Source organism: Kitasatospora sp. NPDC024654, assembly GCF_055559155.1.
Genome location: NZ_JBVHLF010000124.1, coordinates 1 through 14,874 on the forward strand (window position 1 = coordinate 1; position 14,874 = coordinate 14,874).

Annotated in this window: 15 protein-coding genes, 1 pseudogene and 1 riboswitch; of the genes and pseudogenes, 6 read left to right on the top strand and 10 right to left on the bottom strand. The window is 73.1% G+C overall.

Going from position 1 to position 14,874, the window contains the following annotated elements:
• Positions 1-147 precede the first annotated feature (147 nt).
• Positions 148-363 carry a hypothetical protein gene (locus ACZ38L_RS35675; RefSeq protein WP_396565469.1) on the bottom strand — a complete coding sequence of 72 codons (216 nt, stop codon included), beginning with the start codon at positions 361-363 and terminating at the stop codon, positions 148-150.
• A 276-nt stretch (positions 364-639) separates the two neighbouring features.
• Between ACZ38L_RS35675 and ACZ38L_RS35680 the strand changes: the two genes are divergently transcribed.
• Together ACZ38L_RS35680 and ACZ38L_RS35685 are read left to right on the top strand one after the other, a co-directional pair.
• Entirely contained in the window at positions 640-1,062 is a 423-nt protein-coding gene (locus ACZ38L_RS35680; protein WP_465701540.1) for a transcriptional regulator, read from the top strand.
• Positions 1,063-1,213: 151 nt separating this feature from the next.
• Positions 1,214-1,486, top strand: a complete 273-nt coding sequence (locus ACZ38L_RS35685; RefSeq protein WP_465701542.1) for a hypothetical protein — start codon at positions 1,214-1,216, stop codon at positions 1,484-1,486.
• A gap of 67 nt (positions 1,487-1,553) precedes the next feature.
• Here the strand turns inward: ACZ38L_RS35685 and ACZ38L_RS35690 are convergent, their stop codons facing one another.
• Both ACZ38L_RS35690 and ACZ38L_RS35695 read right to left on the bottom strand, forming a co-directional pair.
• Positions 1,554-1,931, bottom strand: a complete 378-nt coding sequence (locus ACZ38L_RS35690; RefSeq protein ID WP_396565473.1) for an RNA-binding S4 domain-containing protein — start codon at positions 1,929-1,931, stop codon at positions 1,554-1,556.
• Between the two features lie 83 nt (positions 1,932-2,014).
• Positions 2,015-3,451 (bottom strand): alkaline phosphatase family protein, encoded by a 1,437-nt coding sequence (locus ACZ38L_RS35695; RefSeq protein WP_465701544.1) that lies wholly within the window; start codon positions 3,449-3,451, stop codon positions 2,015-2,017.
• A gap of 376 nt (positions 3,452-3,827) precedes the next feature.
• On the opposite strand from ACZ38L_RS35695, the gene ACZ38L_RS35700 reads away from it, so the two are divergent.
• Positions 3,828-5,078, top strand: coding sequence for a S53 family peptidase (locus ACZ38L_RS35700; RefSeq protein WP_465701546.1), 1,251 nt, complete (start codon positions 3,828-3,830; stop codon positions 5,076-5,078).
• Between the two features lie 512 nt (positions 5,079-5,590).
• Here ACZ38L_RS35700 and ACZ38L_RS35705 read toward each other — a convergent pair.
• The 3 genes from ACZ38L_RS35705 to ACZ38L_RS35715 all read right to left on the bottom strand — a co-directional run bounded on the left by ACZ38L_RS35705 (position 5,591) and on the right by ACZ38L_RS35715 (position 8,741).
• Positions 5,591-6,886, bottom strand: a complete 1,296-nt coding sequence (locus tag ACZ38L_RS35705; protein WP_465701548.1) for a LysM peptidoglycan-binding domain-containing protein — start codon at positions 6,884-6,886, stop codon at positions 5,591-5,593.
• Between the two features lie 12 nt (positions 6,887-6,898).
• Positions 6,899-7,060, bottom strand: a riboswitch (cyclic di-AMP (ydaO/yuaA leader).
• A 290-nt stretch (positions 7,061-7,350) separates the two neighbouring features.
• Positions 7,351-8,115 carry a hypothetical protein gene (locus ACZ38L_RS35710; protein ID WP_465701550.1) on the bottom strand — a complete coding sequence of 255 codons (765 nt, stop codon included), beginning with the start codon at positions 8,113-8,115 and terminating at the stop codon, positions 7,351-7,353.
• Complete coding sequence (locus tag ACZ38L_RS35715) at positions 8,112-8,741, bottom strand: RNA polymerase sigma factor (protein ID WP_465701552.1); 630 nt, start codon at positions 8,739-8,741, stop codon at positions 8,112-8,114. Before ACZ38L_RS35715 ends, ACZ38L_RS35710 begins: the two co-directional genes overlap by 4 nt.
• A 360-nt stretch (positions 8,742-9,101) precedes the next feature.
• Here ACZ38L_RS35715 and ACZ38L_RS35720 point away from each other — a divergent pair, with 360 nt between their 5' ends.
• Complete coding sequence (locus ACZ38L_RS35720) at positions 9,102-9,914, top strand: SAM-dependent methyltransferase (protein ID WP_465701554.1); 813 nt, start codon at positions 9,102-9,104, stop codon at positions 9,912-9,914.
• An 18-nt stretch (positions 9,915-9,932) separates the two neighbouring features.
• Here ACZ38L_RS35720 and ACZ38L_RS35725 read toward each other — a convergent pair whose 3' ends face one another.
• Together ACZ38L_RS35725 and ACZ38L_RS35730 are read right to left on the bottom strand one after the other, a co-directional pair.
• Complete coding sequence (locus ACZ38L_RS35725; protein ID WP_465701556.1) at positions 9,933-10,634, bottom strand: alpha/beta fold hydrolase; 702 nt, start codon at positions 10,632-10,634, stop codon at positions 9,933-9,935.
• Positions 10,635-10,821: 187 nt separating this feature from the next.
• The gene (locus ACZ38L_RS35730) at positions 10,822-11,397 is read right to left on the bottom strand and encodes a CGNR zinc finger domain-containing protein (protein ID WP_465701558.1); all 576 of its coding nucleotides are present in this window, start codon (positions 11,395-11,397) and stop codon (positions 10,822-10,824) included.
• A 187-nt stretch (positions 11,398-11,584) separates the two neighbouring features.
• On the opposite strand from ACZ38L_RS35730, the pseudogene ACZ38L_RS35735 reads away from it, so the two are divergent.
• Together ACZ38L_RS35735 and ACZ38L_RS35740 are read left to right on the top strand one after the other, a co-directional pair.
• Positions 11,585-12,721 (top strand): annotated as a pseudogene (locus ACZ38L_RS35735) (MFS transporter); the annotation flags it as partial.
• A 171-nt stretch (positions 12,722-12,892) separates the two neighbouring features.
• Positions 12,893-13,585: a class I SAM-dependent methyltransferase gene (locus ACZ38L_RS35740; protein WP_465701562.1), complete on the top strand. Its 693-nt coding sequence runs from the start codon at positions 12,893-12,895 to the stop codon at positions 13,583-13,585.
• Here the strand turns inward: ACZ38L_RS35740 and ACZ38L_RS35745 are convergent.
• A complete protein-coding gene (locus tag ACZ38L_RS35745) occupies positions 13,575-13,883 on the bottom strand; it encodes a VOC family protein (protein WP_465701564.1) in 309 nt (102 codons plus the stop codon). The two genes, ACZ38L_RS35740 and ACZ38L_RS35745, sit on opposite strands and share 11 nt — an antisense overlap.
• The gene (locus ACZ38L_RS35750; RefSeq protein ID WP_465701560.1) at positions 13,772-14,212 is read right to left on the bottom strand and encodes a VOC family protein; all 441 of its coding nucleotides are present in this window, start codon (positions 14,210-14,212) and stop codon (positions 13,772-13,774) included. Before ACZ38L_RS35750 ends, ACZ38L_RS35745 begins: the two co-directional genes overlap by 112 nt.
• Between the last annotated feature and the right edge of the window lie 662 nt (positions 14,213-14,874).

Consider the following 14,874-nt stretch of genomic DNA (forward strand, 5'->3'; position numbering starts at 1 on the left):
CCCCCCCCCCCCCCCCCCCCCCCCCCCCCCCCCCCCCCCCCCCCCCCCCCCCCCCCCCCCCCCCCCCCCCCCCCCCCCCCCCCCCCCCCGCCCCCAGGCCGGTGGTGGGACCGCGCTGCCTCGGACGCGGTCCCACCGGGCGGCTCGTTACTGGGTGATGCTGATGGCCTGGTCGGCCTCGGACTGCGCGGTGGCGAAGGCCGAGTGGTTGTTGGTGGCCAGCGACTGGTTGGTCGCGTGCACGTTGGCGACGTGCTTGGTGACGTTGACCGTCTTGGTGAAGTTGAAGCTCAGCTTGCCCAGGGCCTCGCGGCCGGGGAGCAGCTCGGCGGACTCGGCGTCGAGCTCGTGATTGTCGATCATGGTGATCTCCCCTGGAGAATTCGGTAGTTGACGAGACGATGGGACAGCGGAGGGCCCGTCCGGCTGCCGGCCAATCTCGTTGGACGCGTTGTCCAACGAGATTGGACAGTAGTGGCCGTCATGGGTGGCGGGCAAGGGGTTCGCGACAACGTTCTGCTGTGGACCGGTGACGGAGGGAGAGGGGTCGGTGGGTGATCCGGGGTCCATGCCGCCGGAAACCGTGATCGCCGTAGAATCGACCTCGTCGGTGCATCGTCAACGGGAGGCGACCCCCAAGTGTCCAATGCGCTACAGCGGTTGGTGAGAGAGCGGCTGGACCGGACGGGCTGGTCGTACGGCGAGGTCGCCCGCCGCGGCGGCCTCCCCCGTTCGACGGTCCATCACCTGGCGACCGCGCAGCGCCTGGCCCGGATGCCCCAGCCGGCCACTCTGGAGGGTCTCGCCCGCGGTCTCGACCTGCCGCTGAACGCGCTGCGCCGGGCCGCCGCCGAGGCCTGTGGCATCCACCTGTACGCGGACTTGCCGGCCGGGGCGACCGCCGTCGCCGACCCGGACGTCGACATCCTGATCGCCAGCGTGCAGCGGCTCTCGGCCGCCGACCGCCGCCATGTCGCCGCGCTGGTCGACTCCCTGCTGGAACGCGACCGAGCCGCCGACGGCGCTCGGCCCGCGGGCGACCAGTCAGAGGATGACAAGTAATCTCGCACTGGCGACCGATTCACTTCGACATCGATCGACTTCCTTAAAGTGTGATGAACCACGCCCTGGGCTGGGCACCCCCGCGGCTATCGTCTGCACCGACGACCCGAGGTACGTGAACGGCACGGTCCCCCGGGGTCGAGGGGGGTCTGTGCTGCTCGTGCAAGGAGGCTCCACCACCGCGGTGGTGCGGGGCCGGACCGGCGAGCCCGTGGTGCTGCTCGCCGGTGGGCGGTCCGGGGTGCTCGGCGAGCCGGGGCTGGCGGAGCTGGTGGACCTGGCCGCCGCCGTCCTCACGGCACGCGAGATGCCGCTCTTCCACCGCTGTCTGGACGCCTTCCGTCGCGGTGAGCTCACCGACACCCATCAGGTGGAGATCGCCGGGGCGGCACTCACCGTCTACCGCAGTGCCCCCGTCGAATGACGCCGGCCGGGCCGAGCCGGGCCGGCTTCGACGCCCGAGCCGGCCCGACCCCGAGGCGCGGGCCGGGTCAGTGCGTGCGGAGCCGGTCCAGCTCGCGACGGTCCCGCTTGGTCGGTCGCCCGGCGCCCCGCTCGCGCAGCGCCACCGGCGCGGGAGCCTGCTCGCGGGGCGGCGGGGTCGGGCTGTGGTCCACGTAGCACTCCGCCGCCGGACCGGCTCCGACCCGCTTGCGCACGATCCGCGACACGACCACCACCCGCTCGTGCCCCGCGTGGTACACCCGCACCTCGTCCCCGGGGCGCACGGTGTGGGCCGGTTTGACCTTCTCCCCGTTCACCCGCACGTGCCCGGCCCGGCAGGCCGCGGCCGCCAGCGCCCGGGTCTTGGTGAGTCGGACGGACCAGACCCAGCTGTCCACCCGGACCGTGTCGTCATCGGTACCCATCCCTCGATCCTACGACCCCCCGCCCCGCCCCCTCCTCGCGGCGGGGGCGGGGCGGGGGCGGAGCGCCGGGCGTGCCGTCGTCGTCACCGCTGCGGCGGCACCTGCCGGCGGTGGCCCGGCTCCTGGCGCGGGAAGTGCTGGTCGGCGCCCGGCAGGGTGGGGGCCGGGTTGTTGGCCACCTCAAGCTCCGCCAGGGCGAGTTGGGCCGCGGTACCGGGCAGCCGTGGGGCCCGCGCGGTGCCGTGGCGGAACTGGAACGCCGAGGTGAGGTCGCCGAACGTCTCCCGCCGCCAGTCGGTGACGTTCGCGGCCGTGACCCCGGTGAAGCACTCCAGAAACTGCAGCACCGAGGTGTGGTCGAAAGGCTCCGAGGCCACCCAACCACCCACCGTCCAGGGCGAGATGATGATGCACGGCACCCGGAAGCCGCCGCCGATCGGGAGCCCGCCGATGAACTCGCCGGCGGTGCCCGCCCCCGGCACCGGCGGCGCCACGTGGTCGAAGAGCCCGTCGTTCTCGTCGTAGTTGAGGATGAAGACGGTCTTCGCCCAGACCTTCGGGTTCGACGCGATGGCCTCGATCTTGGAGGCGACGAAGTCGGCGCCGGCGGCCGGCAGGTAGTTCGGGTGCTCGGACTGGTAGCTGGTCGGCAGGATCCAGGAGACCGCCGGCAGTCGGTCGTTGCGCGCGTCGTCCTCGAAGGTGCCGGTCGGCTGCGCGGCCACGCCCTTGTCGTAGAGCGGGTCACCGGGCTTGGCCTGCTGGAAGTTGGCGAAGAGCGAGAGCACGTCGGTGTCGTAGTTGTCGGTCTCCTGGTAGACCTTCCAGCTCACCCCGGCCGCCTCCAGCTGCTCGGCGTAGGTGGTCCAGGTGAGCGGGGTCGGCGCGGCGTTCTGGATGATCGGGCCGCCCTGGGTGCCGGCCGGGTCGATGCTGCCGGTCATCCAGTAGAGCCGGTTGGGCCAGGTCGGGCCCTGCACCGAGCAGAAGTAGTGGTCGCAGACGGTGAAGTTCTCGGCCAGCGCGAACTGGAACGGGATGTCGTCGCGGGTGTAGTAACCCATCACGTACGGCCCGTTGGCCCCGTCCGCCGCCCGGTGCGCGGGGAGCCACTGGTCCATCCTGCCGCCGTTCCAGGCCTGGTGCTGGACGGCCCAGGCGTGGCTGGTGGAGGGGATTGCCTGGGCGCTGGTGGTGCGGGTGTCCAGGTGGAACGGCAGCAGGTAGCCGTCCGGGTTGACGCTGTCGGGCTGGTAGAAGACCGGGCGGCCGTCGGGCAGCCGCAGGGCGTTCGGGTCGTCGAAGCCGCGCACGCCGGACAGGGTGCCGAAGTAGTGGTCGAAGGAGCGGTTCTCCTGCATCAGCATCACTACGTGCTCGACGTCGCGTAGTGAGCCGCGCCGCGGCACACCGGCCGCGACCGCCTGCTGCACGCTGGGCGGCAGCAGCGTCATCGCCGCCGCTCCACCGGCCACGCCGGCCGCCGCGCCGAGCAGCCTGCGTCGGGTCATTCCGGACATTTGTTCTCCTGCCTCTCCGTCAGTTCACGCCTGGTACGGGGCAAATGGCCGTGCCGATCCGGGTACGACTCTGGCCCACCGCGCAGCCGTGGTGTGGGAGGTGTTCGGTGAACAAATCGAAAACGTCCGGAATCCGGCGTCCCTACTGGCCGGAATCGGGGCTGGGTCGAATTCTCATCATGGACGGTGGGGAAGATCCGTTCGAACTCTTGTTGATCAGGTCATGTCTTAACTAGCCTCGTCCGCGAGCCGGCCCGCTCCCCACCCGGAGCCGGTTCGGCCCAGCACGCGCACACCCCGTCGCGGGGACAGCCCTGTCCTCGCGCGGTCCCCCACACCTGCAACTCCAGGTTCACCAACCACAGGAGACAGTCCGTTGCGCCTCGCGACCTTCACCCCCACATCCGCCACGTCCCGAAGAATCGCCATCGCCCTGGCCGGTACGGCCTCGCTGGCACTCTCCGCGTTCGCGGCCGCCCCGGCCGACGCCGCCCCGCTGACCTTCAGTCACGACGGGACCTCCTGGGTCCGCTCGTGCGCCGTCCCGACGGCCGGTCAGATGGCTTGTGACGCACTGCGGGTCACCAGCGTCGCCCAGCACGTCAGCCCGCTCGGCATCAGCGCCAACGCCACCCCCTCGGGTTACGGTCCGAGCGACCTGCGCAGCGCGTACAACCTCCCGGCGAACGGTGGCGCGGGCCAGACCGTGGCCATCGTGGACGCCTACAACGACCCCAACGCGGCGTCCGACCTGGCCGTCTACCGCGCGCAGTACGGCCTGCCCGCCTGCACCACCGCCAGCGGCTGCTTCAAGCAGGTCAGCCAGACCGGCAGCACCACCTCGCTGCCCACCAACAACTCCGGCTGGGCGGGCGAGATATCGCTCGACCTGGACATGGTCTCGGCGATCGCGCCGAACGCGCACATCATCCTGGTCGAGGCCAAGAGCGCGACCACGGCCAACCTGGGCACCGCGGTCAACGAGGCGGTCAAGCTGGGCGCCAAGTTCGTCTCCAACAGCTACGGCGGCAGCGAGTCCTCCTCGGACCCCAGCTACGACACCAGCTACTACAACCACCCGGGTGTCGCGATCACCGCGAGCTCCGGTGACGGCGGCTACGGCGTGGAGTACCCGGCGGCCTCGCGGTACGTCACCGCGGTCGGTGGCACCTCGCTCAACAAGGCTTCCAACAGCCGCGGTTGGAGCGAGTCGGTGTGGTCCACCAGCAGCACCGAGGGGGCCGGCTCCGGCTGCTCGGCGTACGACGCCAAGCCGACCTGGCAGAAGGACACCGGCTGTTCGAAGCGGACCGTCGCGGACGTCTCGGCGGTCGCCGACCCCGCCACCGGCGTCGCGGTCTACCAGACCTACGGCGGCTCCGGCTGGAACGTCTACGGCGGTACCAGCGTCGCCTCGCCGATCATCGCCGCGGTCTACGCCGACGCCGGCGCTCCCTCGGCGAGCTACCCGGCGGCCGACGCCTACGCCCACCCGAGCGCGCTCTGGGACGTGACCACCGGTTCCACCGCCACCTGCTCCCCGTCCTACCTCTGCACGGCGGGCCCCGGTTACGACGGCCCGACCGGCCTGGGCACCCCGGACGGACTGGCCGCCTTCACGGGCTGACGGCCGTCCCGGGGACGGGGTGACGCGTGGGCCGTCGTGGTCGGACGGCGGCCCGCGCGTCACCATCCCCGCCGTCGTCCGCGCGGTTCGCGGGGGCCGCGCGGACGACGGCGATCCCGCCCGGGCACGGGGGCCGGGCGGGATCACCATCTGCCGCGGGCCGGGCCGGCTCCCGATCGGCGGGCCGGGCCCGGTGGTTGGGATGCCGCAGACCCCGGCCTGATCGCCGACCGGGCGCACGGGAACCGCGCTGCGGGAGCGATCGGGTTCGGACGGGTCCAAGGCGCGGTACGCCCGATCGTGTGACCACCACCTGCCGGCACGGCCTCACCCTCGTGGCCGGGGGCCCGGCGCAGCCGCGGTGCCCGCTTCCCCCTGCCCAGCCGACCGCACCCCCCATCGTGGCCGGAGGCCGCGGTCGCCACACTCCTCCCGCCCCGGCGGATTCCCCCGCCCCGCGGCACGTGCTCGCGCCCACCGGGGCGGCGGGCGCGAGCACGGGTGAACCGGAGTCAGGGGAGCTGGAGCTGCTGGCCCGGGTGGATCAGGTCGGGGTTGGTGCCGACGGTCGAGGCGTTGTCCTGGTAGAGGCCGTTCCAGCCGGGCAACTGGTGGGACTGGGCGATCCCGGAGAGGGTGTCGCCGGTGGCCACGGTGTAGGTGCCGGCCGGGGCCGTGCTGCTGGTCGGCGCGGGGGCCGGGGTGGTGGTGGCGGACGGTGCGGGGGAGGTGGGAGTGGCCGGGGCGGCCGTGGTGCCCGTGCCAGCGCCCGTGCTCGTGCCGGTGGCCGGGGCGGCGGGTGCCGCCGGGGTGGTCGGTGCCGCCGGCGTGACCGGGGTCGTCGTGGGCGTCGTGCCGGTCGAGGGCGTGTCCGTGGTGCTGCCCGAGCTGCCCGGCGTGGCCGGCGTGCCGGGCGCGGCCGTGCCCGTGGTGCCCGTGGTGCCCGTGGTGCCCGTGGTGCCGCCGGACGTCGGGGTGGTGGGCGTCGTCGGCGTGACCGGGGTCGCCGTGCCCGTCGTGCCGGTGGTCCCCGTGGTGCCCGGCGTACCCGGCGTACCCGGCGTGCCCGGCGTGCCCGGCGTGCCCGGGGCGGGCGACGTCGTCGGAGCGGTGGGCGTGGCCGTGGTGCCCGTCGTGGTGGGTGTGGCCGGAGCCGCAGGCGTGACCGGCGTGGTGGGCGTGACGGTCGTGCTCCCGCCCGCGCTCGGCTGCGCGGTCGCCGCCGCCCCCGTGTGCTCGAGGTAGACGGACTGCTGGTTCGTCCAGTACCAGACGCCCCCGGACTGGTACCAGTACACGCCGTCGTACCCGTCCCACCCGCCGTGGCCCGGGAAGGTCGGGTCGTCGGGACCCGCCAGCACCGTGCTGCCACCGGCCGGTGCCGGAGTCGCCGGAACGGGCTGGCTGGTGTTGAGCACCGGCGCCGGCCCGTCGCTGCTCAGGCCGGCGGAGTCGGAGCAGTTCGGCCAGGCGCCCGGCCCCTGGTTGGCCAGCACTTTCTCGGCGATGGCGATCTGCTGGTCGGGGGTGGCGTGGTCGGGCTCGGCGGCGTACTTGTCGCCGCCGTACGCGACCCAGGTCCGCTGGGTGAGCTGTAGGCCTCCGTAGAGCCCGTTCCCGGTGTCGGCGGTCCAGTTCCCGGCGGTCTCGCACTGGGCGACCGCGTTCCAGGTGCTGACCGGGGCGGCGTGCGCGCTGGTCGCGGTGAGCAGCGGCAGCGCTATGCCCGCGCCCGCCACGCCGGCGGCGACCACGGCGCGGTCGGCCTGGGTGGGGCGACGGTGACGGCCGGAACCGGAAAACACCATGATGTCCCTCTGTGTCCCTCTCCGCACGCCTGCGAGGTGAGCTGTCGGGTTCGGGCCGGGAGGTGGCCCGGCCGCCCGCCGGAGGCCCCGGCGCGCGGCTTCACCCCTAGCCGTGGGGACGGCACCAAACCTGGGTCCCCCACCCCTGCCCATGGGTGGTCGGCTTCCCTCCCGCGGCGGGCAGGGCTCGGCGTACCGCGGTCGGGAGTCCGCAGCGGCGGACTGCTGGGAGACTAGAGGGATCATCAGCTTGATAACAAGCCAGCATCGTGCGCATCACACAAAAATCACGTCATGCGATTGGAGAGTGACGCCCCGCCGATCGGCGGTCGGTTCACGGACCGGCCTGATCTGGCACGGTGAGGCGGGCGCCGGTGTTCCGCAACGGTGGCTGAACCCACCCGGAACAACAGTCGAACAAATTCGTGTCCGCCTCACCAGGCCGAGGCGCTCCCGGGCAGGCCTCAGCACGTCGACGCCAGATCGCCGACCAGGGTGTCGGAGGGCTGCGGGATCTCCCCGAAGTCGTCGTCGTTCGCCGTGACCACCAGCCGGTTGATCACCGCCTCCAGCCGGATGGGCAGCCGCGGCAGCAGCCCCTGGTGGCAGCGGGCCAGGATGTCGCGTCGCACCTCCTCCGGCAGCAGCGGGACGCTCCCGCGCACCGCCGCCGCGGCCAGCCCCCGCTTCGGCCGCGGCAGCGGATGGCCGGCCAGCCGGTCCGCCTGGGCACGCCAGTAGGCGGCGTCCCGGGGCTCGCCGAGCAGCAGGTGGTAGAGGTGCAGGCAGTACGCGGCGGTCTGGCTGCCGCCGCCCGCCGCGAACTGCCACCAGAACTGCGCCGCGTCCGTCCGGTCGGTCAGGTAGAGCAGCCCGGCGAAGACCAGCGCCCCCTCGGGGTGGATCCGGGCGGAGTTGACCAGCAGGTCGAGGCTGTGCGCGGCCTGCGGGGCGTTCAGCACCAGCGCGGTGACCAGGGCGAGTTCGTGGGCCGCCTGCTCGTGCTCGGACGGCAGCCGGACGGGCGCCGCGCTGATCCGGTCCGGCTCGTGCGCCGGCAGCCGGGACGCGCCGCTGAAGACGACCACCGGCGGCTCGGCCCCGGCGCCGGACCGCCCGTCGTGCGCCGGCCCGCTGGTCGGCGCACGGAACCGGCCCGCAGTGCCGTTCCGGCGGTCGTGCGGGCGGGGGCGGGACGGCAGGCCGTGCTGGTGCTCCCCGGCGGTCATGGCGCTCCTTGCGAGTCGGCCGGTTCGGGCAGGTCGAGGGCCCGGGCGAGGTTGCGGTGGGCGTGCCGCAGGTGGGAGCGCACGGTCGCGGCCGGCCGGCCGAGGTACTGTGCGATCTCCTCCTCGTCCATGTCCAGCACGTACCTGAGGACGATGACATCGTGCTGGCGCTCCGGCAGGCCCAGGATCGCGGTGTGGAGGCCGCGTCCCTCGGGGAGTTCGCGCCGGCCGTCCCCGGGGCGGCCGGCGCGAAGGCGCCGGACCACGGTGTCGAGCACCGCGCTCTCCAGCAGGGCCGGTTGCCGCCGCCCGGTGTGCAGCATCCAGGCCGCGACGTGCTCCTTGAGCAGCCGCCAGGCGTAGGTGGCGGGGATCTCCTGGCGGAGCGCCAGCGCCCAGCGTTGCCGTAGGTGGGCCTTCATCCCGGCGACCACCAGGGCGGCGTCCTGGTCGCCGCCGACCTGGGTCAGCGCGAACCCGTGCCAGGCGCGCTCGTGGGTCTCGCAGAACGCCTGGAGTGTGAGGAGCAGCCGGCCGTCCGCCGGCGTCGCCTCGCCGCCCTCGGTCACGGCCCGCCCTCCCCGGTGCCCACCGGGTTGCGGCGGCACGCCCCTGTCGATCGTCATTCGGCCCTCCAGGACCGGCGGCCGTGGTCCACGGCCGGTCGTCCGCCGGGGACCGGAGCGACCCCCTCGGGAACATCACAGCGCATCGGGCGGCCCGTGACGCAAGAAGATCGGCACAACGGTTACTAGCTGTCATGCTGTGATGGAAAGACTATCTGACGTATGGTCATATGCCACCGTCACCGCACATTTTGGCCGGAGCCGTGATCGATCGGGTCCGCGCCCCGGGTGACGCGGGAAGGCGCGTGGGAAACCGCGAACCGGGTCGGGCCGATGTGCGCCATGGCATACCCTGGCGGGCGGATTCCGGAACGCCCGCCGCGCGGACGGGTCCGCGTTCGGAGCAGGGGGAGAGAGCGGATGCCGACGGACTACAACGAGGTCAACCTGGAACTGCACCGGGCGCATTCCGCCCGGATGTACGACTACTACCTGGGTGGCACCACCAACTTCGCCGCCGACCGGGAGGCGGTCGGCAAGGTGATGGCGGTCTTTCCGTGGGCGGAGACCGCGGCCCGGGCCAACCGGGCGTTCATGCACCGGTCCACCCGGCTGCTCGCCGGCGCCGGGCTGCGCCAGTTCCTCGACATCGGCACGGGCATCCCCACCTCGCCCAACCTGCACGAAGTCGCCCAGCGGACCCGGCCCGACGCCCGGGTCGTCTACGTCGACAACGATCCGATCGTGCTCGCCCACGCCAAGGCGCTGCTGCACAGCACCGAGCAGGGCCGCACCGCCTACGTCCAGGCCGACGTCACCGACCCGGCCGTGATCCTGGCCTCGCCCGAGCTGCGCGCCACCATCGACCTGGCCGAGCCGGTCGCGCTGAGCCTCAATGCGCTGCTGCACTTCGTCCCGGACGATCTCGATGCCTACCGGATCGTGGAGCAGCTCAAGGGAGCGCTCGCGCCCGGTAGCGTGCTGGTGATGAGCCACGGCAGCCCGGACTTCGCGCCGGAGGAGGCGGCGCGCATCTCCCAGGTGTACGCCAACGCCGGTACCCGGATACAGATGCGGACCAAGGAGGAGTTCGCTCGCTTCTTCACCGGCTGGGAGCTGCTCGAACCGGGCGTCGCCCCCACCCACCGCTGGCGATCGGACGACGAGCGGGGCGCGGGGACGGTCTCCGACGCGCGGGTCTGCGCGTACGCGGCGGTGGCCCGCAAGCCCTGACCGTTCGCACGGCTGCCGCTACGGCAGGAACCGTTCGACCTCGTCGAGCGCCCGCTCGCGCTGGCCGAGCAGGAAGAACAGGTGGCCGCCGGGAAAGAGCCGGAGCCGCGAGCCCGGGACGCCCTGGTGGAGCCGCTCGGCGAGGCCGACCGGGATCGAGCGGTCCCGCCGCCCGTGCAGGATCAGGGTGGGCGCCCGGAGCAGGTGCAGCCGGTCGGCGGCGTCGTAGCCGATGCTCGCGGCGAGCTGCCGTCCGAACGCGGCGGTCGACTGCGGGTGGTGCCGGCGGATCACCCCGAGCCGCTTCAGGACGCCCGCCAGCCGCATCGGCGCGGAGACGGTCAGCCGGCCGCGCCCGGTCGCCGCAGTGCTGACCAGGACCAGGTGGTCGACCAACTCGGGTCTGCTGAGCGCGAGTTCGAGGGCGATCCGGCCGCCCAGCGAGATTCCGAGCAGGTGCGCCCGCGGCACGTCCAGTGCCGCCAACAGGCCGGCGGTGTCCCGGGCCAGCAGCTCGACGGTGTACGGGGTGTCCGGCTGGTCGGTCCGCCCGGCGCCGCGGTTGTCGAAGACGATCACCTCGTAGCGCCGGGCGAGCCGTCGGACGAGGGTGTCGAGCATGGTCAGATCGCCGCCCAGGCCGCCGATCAGCAGCAGCGGTGCCCCGGCGCCGTGCCGCTCGTAGTACATCGTGAGGTCGTCGACCCGGACCGTCGGCATGGGCCGCACCCTACTCGGCGGAGCCGCGCTCGCTGGCGGCGGGGCCGTTCGGGTGCACCGGGCCGTCCGCCGGGAACGGGCGCCACCGCTCGTCGATCCGTGGCGTGGTTCGCCGGGTGCGGTCGTCCCGCGCCCCTGGCCCGCCGCCACCCTCGGGGCCCACTGAGGGCCTCCCCCTTCCGGCCCCTCAGACGCCGCCGCCCCGGCGGGCGCGGAACGCCGCGGCCTTGGTCCGGCTCTGGCAGGCGGTCGAGCAGAACTGCCGGACGGCGTTGCGCGAGCCGTCGACGAAGACCCGGTCGCAGCGGGTGGCCGCGCAGACGCCGAGCCGGCCGGCCAGCTCGCTGCCGATCGCCAGTGCCAGCATGGTCGCGCAGCCGGCGCTCCAGCCGACCGCGAGCGAGTCGTCCGCGCCGTGGAAGTGCAACTGCCACGGCTCGCCAGGAACTTGGTCCAGCTGCGGCCGAGCGCCGGTGCTCCGAAGTAGCGTGTTCAGGACGCCCGCCGCCGCGTCGACCCGCTCGGCCGCGACGGCCTCGAACACCTGCCGCATCTGCCGGGCGGCGCCGGCCAGATACTCGGCCGAGGCCGGATCGATCGCCCGCGGGCCGGCGCCGGCGGGTGGCAGCGCCGCGTCGACGGCCGCCGGCAGTGCGGCGCCGCGCGGGGCGGCGTACGCCCTGCCGCGCTCCTCGCCGTCGGTCAGGGCGTTCACCAGTGCGACCGAGACGTCCAGCAGCGTGCTCACGTGACTGTCGAACATCAATTGTCCAGTCACCCTTTCGTCCTCTGGCGTATGTCACTGACGTTATCAGCTTTGTCAGTAACGTTCGCGTCTGGGGATCCCACGTGCCACTCCCACCCTCGTCCTCCCCCTCGGCCCCGCAACTCCCTCACCCCGTCCGCCTGCTCATCGTCGCCCGGCGGTGAACCAGGTCGGGGCGTTCTCGATGCCCTTCCTCGCCGCGCTGGTCGGCACCGGGTTCGGCGCCGGAGCGGCGACGGCCGGAGTCGTCTCCGCCGCGCGCCTCGGCCGCCGCCGCACGATCGTCCTCGGTCTGGCCGGCTGCGCACTCGCCCAACTCGGTATCGCCGCCGCGGACTCGCTGCCACGCCTGGTGGCCTGCGCGGTGCTGCTCGGCCTGGTCTTCGAGCTCCACGAACCGCCGAGCCAGGCGATGATCGCGGACGCGGTCGCCCCGGAGCACCGCACTCCGCCTACAGCCTGCTGAACTCCGCCCTGGCCGCCGCCGGCATCGCGGCCGGCCTGCTCGCCACCCTGCTGGGCCGGCACGACCTGCGGCCCCCTCTTCGTCGCCGACGCGGCCAGTTCCCTCGCCTGTGCCCTCCTCGCCCAGACCGCCCTCCCGCCCGACCCGGAACTCCCGCCCCCGGCCCCGGGATCCGCCTCGGAGGTCGAATCCGCCGACGTCGCGCGGTCCGGTGCCACCGCCGCGCCGAGCGCCCCGGCCGCTGGCGCCGCGCGCGCCCGTCCCGCCGTGGTCCCGGCTGCCGGGTGGGACGAGAGTCTGAGTGCGTTGGAAGTCGAGCCGGCCGACGTCGAGATCGCGCCCTGGCGGGATCGTCCGTTGCTGGTCCTCCTCGCCTCCGGGACGCTCTTCGCGCTGGTCTATCTGCAGATCACGACGCTGCTGCCGCTCTCCCTCGCGGGGCGTGGGCTGCCGAGCGCTGATGCCGGGCTGTTGCTCACCGCCTCCGCGTTCACTGTGGTAGTGGGGCGGCCGTTGCTGTTGGTCGACCGGGTGGAGCGGTTGTCCGCTCCGGTCGCTCTCGGGCTCGGTCACCTGTTGCTCGCGGTCGGGTTGGGCGGCTACGCCGTCGCGCGCTCGTTGCCCGTGTTCGTGGCTGCGACCGTCGTCTGGAGCGTTGGCGACCTGTCTCTGCTCGGCCGGGCGCAGAGCCTTGTCGCCGACCTCGCGCCGCCAACCGGGGTGGACCGCTATCTCGCCGTGTACGGCACCAGTTGGGGGGTCGGCGGAGTCGTCGCTCCGCTCGTTGGGACGCAACTCCTGGAGCACGCAGGGGTCTTCACGCTCTGGAGTGGAACGGCCGCTGGCTGCCCGGTGCTTGCCGCCGTTGATCTCACCGCACTTTCCGGACGTGGAGGCGCCGGCCCGCGTGCACGCGGTACCCCGATGTCCCCCGAAGGTCGGACAGAGGCCAACACTCGATCTGCCCCTCGCCAGTTGCTTCCGCTTGGCGGCGGACCGTGTTCCGATGGGAGGATGGGAGAGACGATGCGAGTGGGGTATCACGGCACGGGCTCCGGAGCGATCACGCCGGACGGTTGTGCGGTGGAGGTGTGGGGGCGGCTGCCGGTGGGGGAGGCGCCGGACATCATCGAGCGGGCCGTGCCGGTCGGCGCGCGGATTCTCGAACTCGGCTGTGGCGTCGGTCGGATGACGCATCCACTGGTTCGGCGTGGCTTCACCGTGACGGCCGTCGACGAGTCGGCGGAGATGCTGGCGCGGGTCCGTGGGGCGCGCACGGTGTGCAGTGCGATCGAGACGCTGCGGCTGGCCGAGACCTTCGATGTCGTGTTGCTGGCCTCCTGCCTGGTGCACGCGGGGGATCCGCAGGTGAGCCAGGGGCTGCTGCGGGCCTGCCGGCAGCATGTCGCGGCGGACGGCTGCGTGCTGATCCAGCGTGAGGCCGCGGATCAGCACGACAATCTGCCGAGGGAGCGGAAGGTGGGTGACGGCCTGGTCCGGATCGTCTCCTCGGAGCCGGTCGGCGACGGCGTGCGGTCCGTCCACGCCGAGTACCTCTTCCCGGACGGACGCTGGACGCAGACCTTCCGCTCGCGTCCGCTGACCGGCGAAGCCTTCGAACGGGCGCTGGCCACACAGGGGTTGGCGGTAGCCGCCTATCTGACGGACGACCACACCTGGGTCCGCGCCGTGCCGACGCCGGCGCCGCTCAGGGAGTAGCGCTCCTGACCACGGCGAACGGTGCGCCGAACGGGTCGAGCGGCATGGCCAGCCGTCCGGCGCCCGGGGTTTCGACGGGCGGCGGGAGAACCGTGGCGCCGTGCGAGGTCGCCGTGGCCACCGCCGCGTCGCAGTCCGGGACCTCGAAGTACGGGTGCCACTCGGAGCGCGAGCCGGCCGCCGGGTTCACCTCCTGCAACTGCATGATGCCACCGTACGTGGTCTGCTCGCCGCCGCCTGCGGGGGAGACGGTGCTGTAACGAGGTCGCCGGGCATCGTCCGGTCGTGGGCCTCCCAGTCGAAGACCGAGCGGTAGAAAGCCTTCGCCGCGGCCGCGTCGGTGGTGTAAAGCTCCAGCCAGCTGGCGGAGTTGGGGGAGTTGGCCAAGTCCAGGCCCTGGACGTCGCCGGGCTGCCAGACGGCGAACTCGGCACCGGTCGGATCGGTGAAGCCCGCCATCCGGCCGGCGGTGAAGACGTCGAAGGGTCCGAAGCGGACCGTGCCGCCCGCCTGCTCGACGGCCTTGGCGGTGGCCTCCGCGTCCGCGGTGCGGAAGTAGACCGTCCGGGCGGAGGAGGCACCCTCCTCGGTGAGCGGGCCGGCGGCGGCGACGGTCTTGCCGTCCACCTGGAAGCGGCCGTAACCGCCGGCCCGCCGGGCCGGCCGATTCGAACTCCCAGCCGAAGAGGGTCGAGTAGAAGGCGACGGCGGCCGGGACGTCGGGGGTGCCGAGGTCGAGCCAGTTGGGCCCGCCCGGGACGGGAGTGGAAGTGAGTATGCACGCTCCTCGCACGATGGTGCCGTACGGGGAAGGTCGAGCGGCTCCCAGCATGGCAGGACGCACTCACGGTCGGCGGTTGCGCGCGCCCTCGGCGCGTGTCGGACCCGGGCGGGCGGCTTGACTCATGCCTCTGTCAAGAACAGGTCAAATCGAGTGCGGAGTCCCCGGGGTCGGGAGTTGGGCCGCCCGAGGTGGGCGGGAAGCCGGGGTGAGTGGGAAAGGTGCGCGAGGCGCGCGGAGATGCCCGGTGGTGGTACGCGTACAGCCTGTTCACACGGCCTCGGGGTCGGATGAAGATCTGCCCCTGATCCGGCGAAATCGCCCAATCCGGCGCCCGCGATGCGCAAGGGTGTGGGGGCACACCGGGCGGACGATTCCGGGTGCCTACGAACAAACGCCTTAGGAGGGGCATGTGTTGAGGCGAGGGACGAGGTGGTTCGCGGCGGGGGTGGCAGCGATAACGCTGTTGGGAACCGCACAGGCGGGGGTGTCGGCCGCCGCGGCGACA

Bases quoted from the DNA above. Each gene is read 5' to 3' on its own strand.
- ACZ38L_RS35675 (WP_396565469.1), bottom strand. From the start codon at position 363: ATGATCGACAATCACGAGCTCGACGCCGAGTCCGCCGAGCTGCTCCCC.
- ACZ38L_RS35690 (WP_396565473.1), bottom strand. From the start codon at position 1,931: ATGGGTACCGATGACGACACGGTCCGGGTGGACAGCTGGGTCTGGTCC.
- ACZ38L_RS35695 (WP_465701544.1), bottom strand. From the start codon at position 3,451: ATGTCCGGAATGACCCGACGCAGGCTGCTCGGCGCGGCGGCCGGCGTG.
- ACZ38L_RS35705 (WP_465701548.1), bottom strand. From the start codon at position 6,886: ATGGTGTTTTCCGGTTCCGGCCGTCACCGTCGCCCCACCCAGGCCGAC.
- ACZ38L_RS35710 (WP_465701550.1), bottom strand. From the start codon at position 8,115: ATGACCGCCGGGGAGCACCAGCACGGCCTGCCGTCCCGCCCCCGCCCG.
- ACZ38L_RS35715 (WP_465701552.1), bottom strand. From the start codon at position 8,741: ATGACGATCGACAGGGGCGTGCCGCCGCAACCCGGTGGGCACCGGGGA.
- ACZ38L_RS35720 (WP_465701554.1), top strand. From the start codon at position 9,102: ATGCCGACGGACTACAACGAGGTCAACCTGGAACTGCACCGGGCGCAT.
- ACZ38L_RS35725 (WP_465701556.1), bottom strand. From the start codon at position 10,634: ATGCCGACGGTCCGGGTCGACGACCTCACGATGTACTACGAGCGGCAC.
- ACZ38L_RS35730 (WP_465701558.1), bottom strand. From the start codon at position 11,397: ATGTTCGACAGTCACGTGAGCACGCTGCTGGACGTCTCGGTCGCACTG.
- ACZ38L_RS35740 (WP_465701562.1), top strand. From the start codon at position 12,893: ATGCGAGTGGGGTATCACGGCACGGGCTCCGGAGCGATCACGCCGGAC.